Origin of the sequence: uncultured Campylobacter sp., from assembly GCF_963517995.1 — a bacterium.
Lineage (GTDB): Bacteria > Campylobacterota > Campylobacteria > Campylobacterales > Campylobacteraceae > Campylobacter_A.
In genome coordinates, this window is the sequence record NZ_CAUQHQ010000001.1 from 62145 (window position 1) to 76465 (window position 14321).

Genomic DNA, 14321 nt, shown 5'->3' on the forward strand with positions numbered 1-14321 from the left:
GTTTGCGCAAAGATAGCTAAATTTACCGGCATACCTCACGCCCTAAATTTAGCCTTTAAAACCGGACGCGCATCTTAAAATAGTTGCGATTTCGTCCGCTTTTTACAAACAAGCTAAACTCCTGCGCCGATTTTGTTTTGCGGGCGCTTGCCTAGTTTTAGTAAGGCTTTGCCGCTAAATTTAACCTCAAATCAAAAACGCCCTAATCGCGGCAAAACGCCGCAAAGGGCTATTTAAAAACAAAGTCCGCAATGCCTGCAAAGCCGCTTAAAACCTTGCGCGCATCCTCGCTGCCTAGACCGGCGGCTCGTTCTACGAGTTCGTCGCTTTTTTGCTCGTCCGCGCTCACGCCTACGCCAAGGCCGTAGCAAACGCCCAGCATAAACGTCCCGTCCGCTCCGCCTAGACGCGCGGCGTTAGCAAAGTCCGCAGCAGCAGCCTTTGGGTCATAAAGCTTGCCTCTGCGCGGATCTAGCCTAACCATGCCGCGGCGATAATACCCATCCGCCGCACGCTCGCTGCCAAGCGCCTCCTGCCGCTCCAAAGCCTCGCCGATATAGCCTAGCGCGCGCGAATAATCGCTCATCCGCAAAAACAAATAGCCCAAATTTAGCGCTGCTTGGGGTTCGCCGCCGCTTGCGGAGAGCTTGTAATAGCGCACCGCTCGAACGTAGTCCCCGTAAATCGTCTCGTAAACGTAGCCCGCCTCTAGCTGCGCCTGCGCGTCCGCGCCTTCTGCGGCTTGCAGAGCAATTTCTAGCGCGGCGCCGTAGTTTTGTTCGTTAAAAAGCCTTAGATACTCGCTTTTAACGGCGTCAAAAAGCTCGCCCGAGGCGAGATTTACCGCAAGTATCGTTAGCCAAAGCGCAAGCCTCACCTCTCGTCCTTTAGCGGGCTAAACAGATCCGCAAACATCGGCTCGTAGTTAGCTACGGGCGCGCCCCCTATCTCGTCGTAGCCGGTTATGACGCCGTCCTCGTCGGTGACGAAAAACGCCGCGTTTAGTTTGCTAGGCGCCACCTCATCGCAAGTCCTCCCCGGCTCGCCGCTTTTTGCGCTATTTTGCAAATAATAAACCTTAGATCCGTCCTCTCGCATGCAAACGTCGGCAAAATCCGCGCGGTCTACGAGGGTTAGGATATGTTGCCCTTTTAGTTGCGCTAGATGCGGATTTGCGTAGTTTTTACCGCTCGCGCAGCCGCTAAGTATTAGCGCGCTTGCAAGCGCGGCTTTCATTAAATTTCGCATTCTCTTTCCGTTTTATTTGTTTTTTGTTAAATTCGTGAACTCTCGTGCAAATCCGCCCTAAATTTACTTAAAATAGCCGTTTCGCCTATCGTTTAGGCATTTAGTCGCTGCGCGGATTTAAATTTACCGCCCCGCAAAATCTCGCCGCGCGGCAATTTCATCCTTTGCGCTATTTGGCTCAATCTTCTATCTCAAAGTAGTAAGAAATGGGCAAAATTCGGCCCTTTTTGTCGATAAACACGTGTTTGTAGTCTACGCTAGCGGCCGTCGCGTCGCCCTCAAAAACGTATATGTCGTCAAATTTCGGTTCTATGGCGACCTTGCCGTCTACGTCTAGGCAACCGCTTTTTCTATTTATGCTGAAATTTAACATTCCGCCGTAAAACTCGTCAAATATATAGTCGAATTTTTGCGGCTCAAGGATAAATTTACCGCTTTTATCTATAACGCCCCACAGCTCGCCGACCCTCACTACGGCGCGGTCTTCTTTAAAGTGATTTACTTCGTTAAAACGCGGCTCTATCGCGAAATTTCCGCTTTTGTCTATGAAACCCCATTTGCCGCCTGATTTTACGGCCGCCAGCCCTTCGCTAAAGAGCGACGCTGATTCAAATTTAGGCTCTATAACGATGTTTGCGCCCTTGTTCACAAAGCCGTAGAGTCCGTTAAATTTTACGGGCGCCAAGCCTTCCGTAAAAGTTACCGGGCGGCCCAAATTTAGCTTTGAAACGGTAGCGCCGCTTTTGTCTATCACGCTCCATTTGTCGGCAATACGCACCGAGGCTAGCCCCTCGGAAAAATACGTTGCCTCGTCGTAGCGCGGAGGAATGATAGTTTTGCCGTTTTTATCCACGTAGCCGTATTTCATCCTGCCGTATTTCATCTCGCCTACAATCATCGCGCCGTCTCCAAAAGCTATACCCGTATAGTCAAATTTGGGTTCTACTATGATCCTGCACGTTTTGTCTATGAAGCCGAATTTACCGTTTTTGACGATGGCTGCCAGCCCCTCGGTAAAGCTGGTTGTAAAGCCAAACGCACGGCGAATCTGCCGTTTTCGTCCATAAAAAAGGTCTGTTCGCCTATAAAAACCACACAAAGACCGTCGGAAAAGCTTCCCGTGACCATAAAATTTTTACCTACGGCTTTTATGTTGCCGTCTTTATCCACGGCATTGCCGTCCGCAAAAACCAGCCCGTAGTCCGCTAGCTCGCCCTGCCCGATTATCTTAGCTTCAAGGCCGAGCAAGCCTAGAAGCAGCACAGCTAAAATTTTTTTCATTTTTGCCTTTTTTGCAAATTTGGGGCTAATTTATCCCGCCCAGCAGCTCTTGCGTCTGCTCGAAGCTAAAGCCCTCTTCGGCGTCTTGTTTTAGGAAGTTATCTATAAATTCTTTTTTCGAGATGGCAAGATCTAGCTCTTTGTCGCTGCCTTTTTGATACGCGCCGATACGTAGCAGGACTTCGTTTTCTTTGAGGAGCGAGTAGAGGCGCTTTAGCTTGGCGGCGTTTGCTCTGTGCTCTTTGCTCGCGATGTCGCTCATCACGCGCGAGGCGGAGTTTAATATGTTTATGGGCGGGTAGATGCCAAAGTCCGTCATCTCGCGGCTAAGCACGATGTGGCCGTCTAGGATCGAGCGGCTCTGGTCGGCTATCGGATCGCTCATGTCGTCGCCGTCTACAAGCACCGTGAAAAAGGCCGTTATGCTGCCCTTGCCCTCCTCTTTGCCCGCGCGCTCCATCAGCTGAGGCAGTAGGGTGAGCACGGAGGGCGGATAGCCCTTGGACGTCGGCGGTTCGCCTAACGCCAGCCCGATCTCTCGCTGCGCCATCGCAAACCTCGTCACGCTATCCATGATGAAAAGTACGTCTTTGCCTTGGTTTTTAAAGTATTCAGCCACGCTCATCGCGCAAAACGCGCCGTATTTTCGCATCAGCGGGCTATCGTCGCTAGTGGCTACGATGACGACGGTTCCGCTTAGATCGCCGCGTAAATTTTTCTCTATAAATTCCGGCACCTCGCGGCCGCGCTCGCCGATGAGCGCGACTACTTTGATCGGTGCTTGCGAGTTTTTTACTATCATGCCCATGAGTGTACTTTTACCTACGCCAGAGCCCGCGAAAATGCCAAGTTTTTGGCCTTTGCCGCAGGTTAGCAGTCCGTCTATGCTTTTAACCCCGACGCTAAAAATTTCATCTATCAGCCCGCGTTTCATCGCATCGATCGGAGCGCGCATTATCGGAGCGTACTCGGTGGCGGCGATCGCGCCTTTGCCGTCTTTTGGATTCATAAACGGATCCACCACGCGCCCTAAAAGAGCGTCGCCGACGGGGATTTTCATGCCTTGGTCGCTTTGATAGACGAAGTCGCCGATTTTGTAGCCTTCTACAAAGCCAAAAGGCGAGATGAGCGCGGTATTTTGCCGCACCTCGGTCACCATCGCTAGTCCGCTTTTGCTTCTATCTTTAGCGCAAATTTGCACGATGTCGCCGATGCTAGGGCGAAGGCCCGAGATCTCTATCGTCGTAGCAGAAATTCGCTCGATCACGCCAAAGACGCTAGAGAGAGATAAATTTGCGCCCAGTTTTGATTTTAAGCTATCTAAACCCACTAAAATCTCACTTCTTTGTGCGAATTTATAAGGGAGAAAAACTCGCGCCTAGTCTCGCTACTATTTAAAAAACATCCTCGCAGCGCCGATGTTGTCGTGGTCGAGTTGATCTTACCCACGCCTCGCATCTCCACGCACATGTGGCGCGCCTCGATGACGACGCCCACGCCTTTTGGCTTGATGACCTCTTGCACGGCCTGCGCGATCTGTTCGGTGAGCTGCTCTTGGATCTGCAGGCGGCGGGCGAAGATATTTACCATGCGCGGGATTTTGCTAAGGCCCACGACCTTGTGATTTGGGATATAGGCTACGTGCACACGCCCGAAAAACGGCAACAAATGATGCTCGCAAAGGCTGTAAAATTCGATATCGCGCACGAGCACCATTTCGTTATTTGAGCTATCAAACAGCGCGTCGTTTAGCACGACTTTGGGGTCTTGCCAGTAGCCGCTCGTTAAAAACTCGTAAGCTTTAAAAACGCGCTCGGGAGTTTTAGCTAGCCCCTCTCTGTGCGGGTCTTCGCCGACTAGATTTAGCATCTGCTCGACGCAGCTTTCAAACTTTTCTTTTTTTAAATCCTCATTTTCTAAATTTTTTTGCATTTGCGTTCCTGGTTTAAATTTCGCCTGTTTAAATTTGATAAACGATTTTACTTAAATTCGCCTTTTGCGCGCTTAAATTTATACTATGAATAAGGAAAATTTTGCTACACTCTAGGAAATTTTTATTTTTTAAAGGAATTTAATGCAAATCAAAACCAAGGCGATCGACGCCGTAAATGCTTCGCTAAGTGCGAAAATACCGAGCGCGGACGTAAAAGCCAAACTCGAAAACGCCGCTAAAAAAGCTGCGAAAAATATGAAAATAGACGGATTTAGAGCGGGCAAAGTACCTGTGAACGTGGTGCTAAAACGCTACGAAAAAGAACTAACCGCCGATGCCGAGCAAGACGCGCTAAAAGACGCGATAGACGCCGGCTTAAAAGAGCTAAATAGAAAATTTGAAGAAGTTATCGGCGAGCCGATCGTAACTAAATTCGACAGAGGCGAGAACGAGATCGACGCGGAGATCGAAATCTCGTTTAAACCAGTCATAAACATCGACGGCTACGAGGAGCTGATAGAGAGCGTCAGTGCGCCGCGCGTAACGAAAAAAGAGATCGACGAGAGAAAAAACGAAATTTTAAAAATGATAGCTCCGCTAGAAAAAGTGGAAAAAGCCGCGCTTGAAAAGGGCGATTTTGCCAAATTTGATTTCGAGGGCTTCGTAGACGGCGCTGCGTTTGAGGGCGGCAAAGCTGAAAACTACCTGCTAGAAATCGGCTCGGGTCAGTTTATACCCGGCTTTGAGGACGGTATGATCGGGCTTAAAGTCGGCGAAGAGCGCGACGTAAAGGTTAAATTCCCGGCCGAGTACGGCGCTGCGCACCTTGCGGGCAAAGACGCGACGTTTAAGGTAAAGCTACACGAAATCCAAGGCAAAAAAGTGCCTGAAGAGATCGACGAAGAGACGCTAAAACGCATCATGCCGGGCGAGGAAAATGTAAGCGTCGAGCTATTTGAAGAGAGACTAAAAGAGCAGATCAAAGCCGACAAGCACGCCAAAAACGTAAACGAGGAGCTAAAACCTAAATTTGCCGACGCGATCGTGGCTAAATTTAACTTCGACGTGCCGAAAAATATCGTAGAACAAGAGATGGATATGCAGTTCCGCGGCGCTTGGAGCAGCTTTACGCCTGAGCAGATGGCTAAATTTAGAGAGGATAAAGATGCTCTAACTAAACAGCGCGAGACATACCGCGACGACGCGGTAAAAAGCGTGAAACTAACGTTTATAATAGACGAGCTAGCGCGCCGCAGAGATATCAAAGTAAGCGATCAAGAGCTGATCCAAGCGGTGTATTTTGAGGCGTATCGCTCGGGCGTAGATCCGAAACAACACCTTGAAAACTATAAAAATCAAGGAATTTTACCTGCGATCAAAATGTCGATGATCGAGGAGAAGCTATTTAACGAGATGTTCGCGCTAAAGAGCGAGAAAAACGATAAAAAAGAGAAAAAGGCGGAGTAATGAGCTACTACATCCCCTACGTCATCGAGCGCACGAGCAAGGGCGAGAGAAGCTACGACATCTACTCGCGCCTGCTAAAAGACCGCATAATAATGCTTAGCGGCGAGATCGAGGACGGCATGGCGTCTGCGATCGTGGCTCAGATGCTGTTTTTAGAGGCTGAAGATCCGGACAAAGACATATATCTATATATAAATAGCCCCGGCGGCGTGATAACGAGCGGATTTAGCATTTACGATACGATGAACTACATCAAGCCCGACGTCTGCACGATCTGCATAGGTCAGGCGGCGTCTATGGGCGCGTTTTTGCTTAGCTGCGGCGCGCAGGGCAAGCGTTATGCGCTGCCAAATTCGCGCATCATGATCCACCAGCCTTTAGGCGGCGCGCGCGGACAGGCGACGGATATAGAGATCCAGGCGAAGGAAATCTTGCGTATGAAAGAAATTTTAAACGCGATCCTAGCCAAAAATACGGGTCAAAAACTGGCTAAAATCCAAAAAGATACCGACAGGGACTTTTTCATGAGTTCTGCTGAGGCTAAAGAATACGGACTGATAGATAAGGTTTTAGAAAAAAGCTTTAAATAAAGAGTAAATTTTGCTAAAGATAGACGATAAAAAAAGCGAAAAACAGCTCCCGCAAAGCGCACAAAATCCTGGACGCGTAGGCGCGGGAAAAGGCGAGGATAACGGCGGCGATATGGGTATTTACGGATTTTCCGAGGCTATCATAAAAGAGCTAGCTGAGGAAAATATCCCCTCAATACCCAAAAATTATTCAATATTTTTTGAAAAAATACTCGAAAAGCAACCGGACGACTTCAAAAAAAAAGTCGGAGAAATCATCAAAATAGAAGATGAAATCGGTAGATTAGAAGACGATAGGCAAATCAGCATCGAGCGCGAGGTAAAAAACAGCTTTATACAGATAAAAAGTATGTTGCAAGCCGTCGCGCTCATTTATAAAAATCTATCCGTACTAAAAACAGTCGTTAAAAAGCGCCTAGACAGCCTCGATCCAAACGGAAATTTGCTGGCTAATCAAAGCGTTTTTAACGCATTTAGCGATGATCTAGCTAAGCTAAATACGCTGATGGATAAGCATATCGAGGTCATAAAAACCAGCTACGATGAGGTCGGCAAAGTTTTTAAGATAGTAGAAGAACAGTCCGTCTATGATCCTAAATTTGATATCTATAACCGAAAATTTTTCCTAAAGACGCTGGATATGGAGGTCGGTAATATCCAAAAATACGGCTATAAATCCTCGCTAATGCTAATCAAGCCAAAAGAAACTTCACTGCAAGACATCGGCTCAAAAGGCAAACATGCAGTGCTAAAAAACATCTCGCGTATGCTACTTCGCACCTCAAGGCGCAGCGATATTTTGGCGCATTACGGCGACGGGTGCTTTGCGATGCTGATGCGCCATACCGATATCGTCGGCGCGCAAAAGGCGTGCGAACGTATAACGGAGATGTTTTACGGCACTTCTTTTATGCTAAACGACGAAAAGATCGATTTTGATATGGAGGTGGTAGCCTGCGCTCTAGGGGGGCAAAAGACCGTCGAGGAGCTGCTTTCTAGCGCGCTTGATGCGCTAAAAGACACCGGTAAAGACGGTAAACGCTACCTTATCCTACCCGGCGAGGGCGGCAAATGATACTAGAAATCCTAACCTATCCGAACAAAAAACTCTTCGTCAAATCGCTTGAAGTTAAGGTTTTTGACGAAGAGTTGCATAAATTTTTAGACGATATGTATGAGACCATGATCGCTAAAAACGGCATCGGACTAGCTGCCATCCAAACTGGCGAGGCCAAGCGAATTTTGATCGTAAATTTAGTGGATGAAGAGAGCAAAGAACAGCGCAAAGAGGATCTGCTAGAAATCATAAATCCCAAAATTTTACGCAAAGAGGGCGAGATAATCTACCAAGAAGGCTGCCTTAGCGTGCCGGGATACTACGAGGACGTAAAAAGAGCCGAATTTATAACGCTAGAGTATCAAGACCGCTTCGGACAGCGCCAACAGCTCGAGGCAGACGGGCTTTTGTCGGTCGCCATCCAGCACGAGATGGATCACCTAGACGGACACCTTTTTATCGAGCGAATCGGCTACAATAAACGCAAAAAATTCGACAAAGAGTATAAAAAGCAAAAAAACGCATGAAAGCCCTAAAATGCGCCACTTATAACGACGAATTGCGGCTTGTGGACGTCGAGTCCAGTTTTAACCGCGGTTTGCCCGCACTTAATATCGTAGGGCTTGCGGGAGCTTCGATAATTGAGAGCGCCGAGCGCGTAAAATCAGCGCTTTTGTCGCTAAATTTCTCTTTTCCCGCGCAAAAAATCATCATAAATTTATCCCCGTCCGACATGCCAAAATCAGGTAGTCACTTTGACCTACCCATCGCGCTTTTAATCGCCTTGCAAAAAGAGCGCGACTTCGAGCCTATTTTCGTATTCGGCGAGTTGGGGCTTGACGGCGGCGTCAAAAGCACGGCGAGCCTTTTTTCTATCTTGCTTTTTTTGAGCGCGAAAGCGCCCGGCTCTCGCGTGCTGATCCCGCAAGAGATAGCGCAAAAAGCGGGCGCGATACCGAATTTAGAAATTTACGCCGTTTCAAATTTAGCCGAAGCGATCAAATTTTTCCTAGAGCCCGAATTTACCGCCTCGTGCAAGGTCGGCGCCGTTCATCCGCTTTTTTCAAATTTAATCAAAATCGGCGAAAAAAGCTTCGTAAAAAATCAAAATTTCGAGCTAAATTTTAGCGACGTAAAAGGCCAGCGCAGAGCAAAAAGAGCCTGCCTGGTGGCTGCTTGCGGTATGCACAACGTTATCTTTGAGGGCAGCCCCGGATGCGGAAAGAGCATGAGCGCCAAGCGCCTGCGCTACATTTTACCGCCGCAAAGCTTGGATGAGATTTTGCTTAGTTGCGCTTATAGCTCGTTAAATCAGCAGGAGAGCGAATTTTCCGCCCTGCGCGCCTTTCGCTCGCCTCATCACACGAGCACGCGCAGCTCGATATTTGGCGGCGGATCGAGCTTGGCTAGGATCGGCGAGGTCGGGCTAGCTAACGGCGGGATTTTATTTTTCGACGAGCTTCCGCACTTTGCGCCGCAAATTTTAGAGAGCCTGCGCGAGCCGCTGGAGGACTATAAAATCAACATCTCGCGCGTAAACTCAAAAATCACGTATGAGACTAAATTTATGTTCGTAGCCGCGATGAACCCGTGTCCTTGCGGCAATCTCCTCTCTAAAAATCTAGAGTGTAAATGCTCCGAGCTTGAGATCAAACGCTATAAATCGCGCATCTCGGCGCCCGTGCTAGACCGCATCGACCTTCATGTGCAGATGGATGAGGTGAGCGCCGATGATAAAAGCGACGTCACGAGCGAATCGATGCAAGATACCGTGCTGCGTGTGTTTGAAACGCAAATCTCGCGCGCCCAAAGCGAACTAAACGGCAAGCTTAGCGACGAAGAGATCGCTAAATTTTGCGTTTGCGACGACGAGGCGAGCAGGGCGCTAGATTTTGCTACGCAGAGATTTTCACTCAGTCGCCGCGCTATAAACAAAACCCTAAAAGTCGCCCGCACGGTCGCCGACATCGAGGGCTCGCGCATCATCAAAAAGCCGCACATTTTAGAGGCTTTGAGCTACCGAGTGAAGCAGGAGGGCGCATGAAAAAGCTATTTTGGGATACGGTGGAGCTTGACGCTAGAGCCGTAAGCGAGTTTGGGCTTAGCACCGAAGTGCTGATGCAAAACGCCGCAAATGCGTTAGCTCACGCAGTACGGACTAGGCTCAAAAAATCATCGACCAAACGCCGTAAAATTTTAGGCGTAGTCGGCAGCGGAAATAACGGCGCAGACGTGCTCGCCGCGCTTAGACTTTTGGGCGATAAATTTGATTGTTTCGCGTTTTTAGCGAGCGACAAACAAAACGAAACCTCAAAAACGGAGCTAACCAGAGCGCTAAAATGCGGCGTAAATTTGATCTCAAATTTGACGGAAGGCGGCGAATTTGACTGCGTCATCGACGGGATTTTCGGAACCGGACTTAGCCGCGAGCTAGACGTGCGGACTATAAATTTGATAAATACGCTAAATGCAAAACCTGCCTACAAGCTCGCCTGCGACATCCCAAGCGGGCTTGATAAAAACGGTTTATCGCAAGGAGCGGTTTTTAAGGCTGATACGACCGTGACGATGGGCGCGTTAAAGCTGGCGCTTTATAGCGATTTTGCAAAGGATTTCGTCGGGCGCGTAAAGGTCGCAAATTTGGGCCTCCCTCGCGAGCTTTATGAGGCGGGGGCGAGCTTTTATAAACTTGGAAAAAGCGATTTAAATTTGCCGTTTCGCGTAAAGCAAAACGCTAACAAAGGCGACTTTGGACACGTGTTCGTCGTTAGCGGCGAAAAGTGCGGCGCGGCGCGTATAGCGGGACTTGCCGCGCTAACTATCGGTGCTGGGCTTGTTAGCGTCGTGGGCGAAAATTTAAACATTGAGCCCGTTTTAATGCAAAGCGCGCGCATAACGTCCAAAATGCGAGTCGGAGCCGTCGGCATGGGGCTTGGCGAGCTTGATGAAGAGCAAAAAGACGAGCTTTTTAGCGAGCTAGAAACAAAAGACGCGCTCGTTATCGACGCCGATCTTTGCTACGAGCCGCGCACGCTTGAGCTTTTAAATAGCATAAATGTCGTGATAACGCCGCATCCAAAGGAGTTTGCTAGCTTGCTAGGGCTTGCGAATTTAGGCAAATTTGACGTCTGTGAAGTGCAAAAAAATCGCTTCAAACTCGCTCAAGTTTTTAGTAGAAATTTTAAATGCGTGCTTGTGTTAAAGGGCGCAAATACGCTAATCGCGCAAGGCGGCGAGGTCTACGTCATGACGCATGGTAGCGCCGCGCTAGCAAAAGGCGGCAGCGGAGACGCGCTAAGCGGTATCGTCGCGGGGCTACTGGCGCAGGGTTACGACCCGCTAAACGCCGCGATCAGCGGGACGCTGGCTCACGCTCTAGCCGCTCGCGAAATCAAAATCAACGACTACGCGCTCACGGCCGCGGACGTCATCAAAGGACTCAAATGCTTACGAAAAAAATAGCGGTTTTATTTAGCGGTGGCGGCTCGAATTTGGAGGCGATTTTGCAGAAGCTGCACGGCAAAGTTTTTGGCGAAACTAAGATCGAAGTCGCGCTAACGCTAACAAATAAAGCTAACGCAGGCGGCATAGCAAAAGCCGCAAAATACGGCCTGCAAAGCGTCGTTACCGAGCACGTTAATTTTACCTCAAGAGAGGAGTTTGACGCCGCGGTCGTAGCGCAGATAAAGCGCGCTAACGTCGATCTAACGGTACTTGCGGGCTTTATGCGCATTCTCACGCCAGTTTTTACGAGGCAGATTCGCGCGATAAATTTGCACCCGTCGCTGCTACCGCTTTTTAAGGGTGCGCACGCGATAAAAGAGAGCTTTGATAGCGATATGAAGGTGGGCGGCGTGAGCGTGCACTGGGTCAGCGAGGAGCTAGACGGCGGTGCGATCATCGCCCAGCGCGCGTTTGAAAAGAGCGCGGGAATGAGTTTTGAAGCTTACGAGGCTAAAATCCACGAGGCAGAACATGAAATTTTGCCCGAAACTATCGTGCAAATTTTAACCGGCAAGAAGCCCGACTAGCGTTTTTTGGGTGCCTAGCCGCTAGAAACCGACAGAATTTAGCCCGCGTTTTACCGTAGCAAAGGCGACTGCGTTGCCAATTTTGCAAGGCTACAAAGATCGGCGCTTTACCCGCAAGCTGGTGTCGTGCCACAAAGATTTGAGCTAGCGTAAGCGCCTCTAAAGTTGCGACCGAGCTACAAATGCACGCGTTGTGCACCAAAGCCTGCAAGGCCTTAGGAGATTTTGTAAGCAGTTCAGCAAATGCCGCTTAAACAGGCAAATACAAAGCACTCGTTTGTTCGCAAAGCTTAATTAACGTGGGCGCAAGGAATCAAAGTCGCATTAAATTTAAACACTACAAAAAGACTTAAAAGATAAAAACGCCTCAGCCTAAACCTTTGCAAAAAATAGACACGCGTAAGCGCCGAATTTACCCCTTAAGCGCCGCCGGTCAAGCAACATAACTTTTCGCGTAAGCGTAGAGATGGAAGTTTTCAAATATCCGCACCCGGTGCCAGTCGGCGAAAGCAAAAGCTCAGCAAGCGCTTATAAAGCTAATAAAAAGTCGCACAAAGATAGATGAAATCGGCAAATTTAACGCCTAGGCGGTAAAGTCGGACAAGACGGTCCTAGCGCAAGAAACTACGCCTAAAGCGGAAGCTAATCTAACTAATCGCAAACGGCAAATTCGGCAGGCGATGTTGATTTAAGCGCGGCGCCGACGTAAGCTATAAGCTTGCAAAGTCTGTTAGAAATTAACGACGCACGAAAGCAAAGTCTGCGGTCAAATTCGGCGGCTCTTATGCGTGAGCGCAGAGTCTTAAACGAAGTTACGCCAAAAGCATGGCTTTGTAGTTAAATAACTTTATAAATTTGCTTTTATCTCGGCGCTTTTTAAGACGTTTTGATTTGGGCCACCAAACATAAAAATCTTAATGCAATAATGTTTGGCTAAAAGAGGAAGAAATATCTTTCAAATTTAGCAAACAAAAACCGGCGCGACCTCTTTATACTAAAACAATCCGCAAAACAAACGCCACGGCCGTCTAAAAGATCGCAATTTATTTATCAAAATCGGTTTACGGTTTTTTAAAATTTAACTGCGATAGCGCAAAGCAAAAATCAAAATACGAATTTAATAAAAAGACCCTAGAATACAACCGCTCGTAGAGTAAAATTTAAAATTACGCAAAATTTATAGTAGCTTAAATTTCGGCGTCTGAGATCGCTTCGGCTTGATAATGCGCAATCAGCGGCTCGATAATCTCGTCAAAAAGTCCCGCCGCCATTATCGCGTCGAGGCGATAAAGCGTCAAATTTATGCGGTGGTCGCTGATACGGTTTTGCGGGAAGTTGTAGGTGCGGATACGTCCCGAGCGGTCGCCGGTGCCGACTTGGCTTTTGCGCTCGCTGGTTTCTTTAGCCAGGCGCTCTTCTTCTTGTATCTCGTAAAGGCGCGCTTTTAGCACCTTCATCGCGGCTTCTTTGTTTTTGTGTTGGCTTTTGCCGTCCTGGTTCGTGACGACGATGCCTGTTGGGATGTGGGTGATTCGCACCGCCGAGTCGGTCGTATTTACCGACTGTCCGCCGTGGCCCGAGCTGCGCATGACGTCGATACGAAGGTCGTTTGGATTTATCTCGATCTCGCTATCTTCGACTTCTGGCATGATAGCGACCGTGACCGCAGAAGTGTGCACGCGGCCCTGGCTCTCTGTCTCTGGTACGCGCTGGACGCGGTGGGTGCCGCCCTCAAATTTGAGCCTCGAGTACGCCCCCTTGCCCTTTATCAGCAAGATAATCTCTTTAAAGCCGCCCGTGTTGCCTTCGCTTTGACTCACGATCTCGAATTTATACCCGCGAAGCTCGGCGTATCTGGCATAGGCGTTAAACAAATCGCCCGCAAAAAGCGCCGCTTCGTCTCCGCCCGCACCCGCGCGGATCTCTAAAAACACGTTTTTATCGTCATTGGGATCTTTTGGAAGGAGTAAAATTTTAATCTCTTCTTCGAGATTTTCTTTTTGGGATTCGAGATTTTTGAGCTCCTCTTTGGCTAGCTCGCCAAGCTCGGCGTCATCGAGTAGAGCTTTGTTCTCCTCGATGTCTGCGAGAGTTTGCAGATAGGACTTTGCAGCCGAGGCGATATCTTCTAAATTTGATTGCTCTTTTGAGAGCTTGGTCATATTTGCGATATCGTTTGTGATAGACGGATCGCTAAGCAGACGAGAGAGCTCGTCGTAGCGATCCAAAAAAGGCTGCAGTTTGTCGGCTAACATTAAAAATTTAGATTAAGCAGATAGTTTGTTTACGAGTTTTGCGAGGCGTCCTACGCGGCGAGAAGCTGTTTGTTTTTTCAAAAAGCCTTTGCTAACGAAGCTGTGGAAATCTTTGTTTGCCACTTTAAACGCATTTAGCGCGGCTTCTTTATCGCCTGCCTCAACGGCTACGCGCACGGCTTTAGTGATATTTTTAAGCCTAGTGCGGTAAAATCTGTTTCTTTCAGTCCTTTTGATAGTCTGTCTGGCTCTTTTTTCAGAAGATTTATGGTTTGCCATAATGTCCCTTTTGTCATAATTTTAGTCCGTGATTATATAAAAATCAGTTTTAAAATCCGCTTAATTTAAGTAAAATTTAAAGCGAGGAAATTTACAACTTAAATTTGGATATTTTTTGATAAAATAGGTCGGAAATTTAATAAATTTATAGAATTTGCCAAGCAAAAAGCTGTCTGGCAA

The 14321-nt window shown here is 48.3% G+C and carries 15 protein-coding genes; 7 read left to right on the forward strand and 8 right to left on the reverse strand.

The window, feature by feature from the left end:
• Window positions 1-229: 229 nt before the first annotated feature.
• The 6 genes from RYL88_RS00300 to folE form a co-directional block, all read right to left on the reverse strand.
• On the reverse strand, window positions 230-877 hold the full coding sequence (locus tag RYL88_RS00300; protein ID WP_297969229.1) for a tetratricopeptide repeat protein: 648 nt from the start codon (window positions 875-877) through the stop codon (window positions 230-232).
• Complete coding sequence (locus RYL88_RS00305) at window positions 874-1248, reverse strand: hypothetical protein (protein WP_297969227.1); 375 nt, start codon at window positions 1246-1248, stop codon at window positions 874-876. Before RYL88_RS00305 ends, RYL88_RS00300 begins: the two co-directional genes overlap by 4 nt.
• Before the next feature lie 178 nt (window positions 1249-1426).
• Window positions 1427-2146, reverse strand: coding sequence for a WG repeat-containing protein (locus tag RYL88_RS00310; protein WP_297969225.1), 720 nt, complete (start codon window positions 2144-2146; stop codon window positions 1427-1429).
• Between the two features lie 68 nt (window positions 2147-2214).
• The gene (locus RYL88_RS00315; protein WP_297969223.1) at window positions 2215-2529 is read right to left on the reverse strand and encodes a hypothetical protein; all 315 of its coding nucleotides are present in this window, start codon (window positions 2527-2529) and stop codon (window positions 2215-2217) included.
• A 25-nt stretch (window positions 2530-2554) separates the two neighbouring features.
• The gene (fliI, locus tag RYL88_RS00320) at window positions 2555-3859 is read right to left on the reverse strand and encodes a flagellar protein export ATPase FliI (protein WP_297969221.1); all 1305 of its coding nucleotides are present in this window, start codon (window positions 3857-3859) and stop codon (window positions 2555-2557) included.
• Window positions 3859-4461, reverse strand: coding sequence for a GTP cyclohydrolase I FolE (folE, locus tag RYL88_RS00325; RefSeq protein ID WP_297969219.1), 603 nt, complete (start codon window positions 4459-4461; stop codon window positions 3859-3861). The genes fliI and folE overlap by 1 nt, the downstream gene beginning before the upstream one ends.
• Window positions 4462-4603: 142 nt before the next feature.
• Here folE and tig point away from each other — a divergent pair, with 142 nt between their 5' ends.
• Genes tig through purN form a run of 7 tightly spaced genes read left to right on the forward strand, consistent with a single transcriptional unit; the run spans window position 4604 to window position 11607 of the window.
• On the forward strand, window positions 4604-5929 hold the full coding sequence (gene tig, locus RYL88_RS00330) for a trigger factor (RefSeq protein WP_314988474.1): 1326 nt from the start codon (window positions 4604-4606) through the stop codon (window positions 5927-5929).
• A complete protein-coding gene (gene clpP / locus RYL88_RS00335) occupies window positions 5929-6519 on the forward strand; it encodes an ATP-dependent Clp endopeptidase proteolytic subunit ClpP (RefSeq protein WP_002949394.1) in 591 nt (196 codons plus the stop codon). Before tig ends, clpP begins: the two co-directional genes overlap by 1 nt.
• A gap of 10 nt (window positions 6520-6529) precedes the next feature.
• Window positions 6530-7594, forward strand: coding sequence for a diguanylate cyclase (locus tag RYL88_RS00340; protein WP_314988475.1), 1065 nt, complete (start codon window positions 6530-6532; stop codon window positions 7592-7594).
• A complete protein-coding gene (def, locus tag RYL88_RS00345) occupies window positions 7591-8103 on the forward strand; it encodes a peptide deformylase (protein ID WP_314988476.1) in 513 nt (170 codons plus the stop codon). Before RYL88_RS00340 ends, def begins: the two co-directional genes overlap by 4 nt.
• Window positions 8100-9620, forward strand: a complete 1521-nt coding sequence (locus RYL88_RS00350; RefSeq protein WP_314988477.1) for a YifB family Mg chelatase-like AAA ATPase — start codon at window positions 8100-8102, stop codon at window positions 9618-9620. Before def ends, RYL88_RS00350 begins: the two co-directional genes overlap by 4 nt.
• Window positions 9617-11038, forward strand: a complete 1422-nt coding sequence (locus RYL88_RS00355) for an NAD(P)H-hydrate dehydratase (protein WP_314988478.1) — start codon at window positions 9617-9619, stop codon at window positions 11036-11038. The genes RYL88_RS00350 and RYL88_RS00355 overlap by 4 nt, the downstream gene beginning before the upstream one ends.
• Window positions 11020-11607, forward strand: a complete 588-nt coding sequence (gene purN, locus RYL88_RS00360) for a phosphoribosylglycinamide formyltransferase (protein WP_314988479.1) — start codon at window positions 11020-11022, stop codon at window positions 11605-11607. Before RYL88_RS00355 ends, purN begins: the two co-directional genes overlap by 19 nt.
• A 1187-nt stretch (window positions 11608-12794) precedes the next feature.
• Here the strand turns inward: purN and prfA are convergent.
• Both prfA and rpsT read right to left on the reverse strand, forming a co-directional pair.
• Window positions 12795-13862 carry a peptide chain release factor 1 gene (gene prfA / locus RYL88_RS00365; RefSeq protein ID WP_314988480.1) on the reverse strand — a complete coding sequence of 356 codons (1068 nt, stop codon included), beginning with the start codon at window positions 13860-13862 and terminating at the stop codon, window positions 12795-12797.
• 12 nt (window positions 13863-13874) lie between these two features.
• Entirely contained in the window at window positions 13875-14141 is a 267-nt protein-coding gene (gene rpsT, locus RYL88_RS00370; RefSeq protein WP_002949506.1) for a 30S ribosomal protein S20, read from the reverse strand.
• Between the last annotated feature and the right edge of the window lie 180 nt (window positions 14142-14321).

Excerpts from the sequence above, each read along its gene's own strand:
- RYL88_RS00305 (WP_297969227.1), bottom strand. The coding sequence starts at position 1,248 with ATGCGAAATTTAATGAAAGCCGCGCTTGCAAGCGCGCTAATACTTAGC.
- RYL88_RS00310 (WP_297969225.1), bottom strand. The coding sequence starts at position 2,146 with ATGATTGTAGGCGAGATGAAATACGGCAGGATGAAATACGGCTACGTG.
- RYL88_RS00315 (WP_297969223.1), bottom strand. The coding sequence starts at position 2,529 with ATGAAAAAAATTTTAGCTGTGCTGCTTCTAGGCTTGCTCGGCCTTGAA.
- folE (WP_297969219.1), bottom strand. The coding sequence starts at position 4,461 with ATGCAAAAAAATTTAGAAAATGAGGATTTAAAAAAAGAAAAGTTTGAA.
- tig (WP_314988474.1), top strand. The coding sequence starts at position 4,604 with ATGCAAATCAAAACCAAGGCGATCGACGCCGTAAATGCTTCGCTAAGT.
- clpP (WP_002949394.1), top strand. The coding sequence starts at position 5,929 with ATGAGCTACTACATCCCCTACGTCATCGAGCGCACGAGCAAGGGCGAG.
- def (WP_314988476.1), top strand. The coding sequence starts at position 7,591 with ATGATACTAGAAATCCTAACCTATCCGAACAAAAAACTCTTCGTCAAA.
- RYL88_RS00350 (WP_314988477.1), top strand. The coding sequence starts at position 8,100 with ATGAAAGCCCTAAAATGCGCCACTTATAACGACGAATTGCGGCTTGTG.
- RYL88_RS00355 (WP_314988478.1), top strand. The coding sequence starts at position 9,617 with ATGAAAAAGCTATTTTGGGATACGGTGGAGCTTGACGCTAGAGCCGTA.
- purN (WP_314988479.1), top strand. The coding sequence starts at position 11,020 with ATGCTTACGAAAAAAATAGCGGTTTTATTTAGCGGTGGCGGCTCGAAT.
- prfA (WP_314988480.1), bottom strand. The coding sequence starts at position 13,862 with ATGTTAGCCGACAAACTGCAGCCTTTTTTGGATCGCTACGACGAGCTC.
- rpsT (WP_002949506.1), bottom strand. The coding sequence starts at position 14,141 with ATGGCAAACCATAAATCTTCTGAAAAAAGAGCCAGACAGACTATCAAA.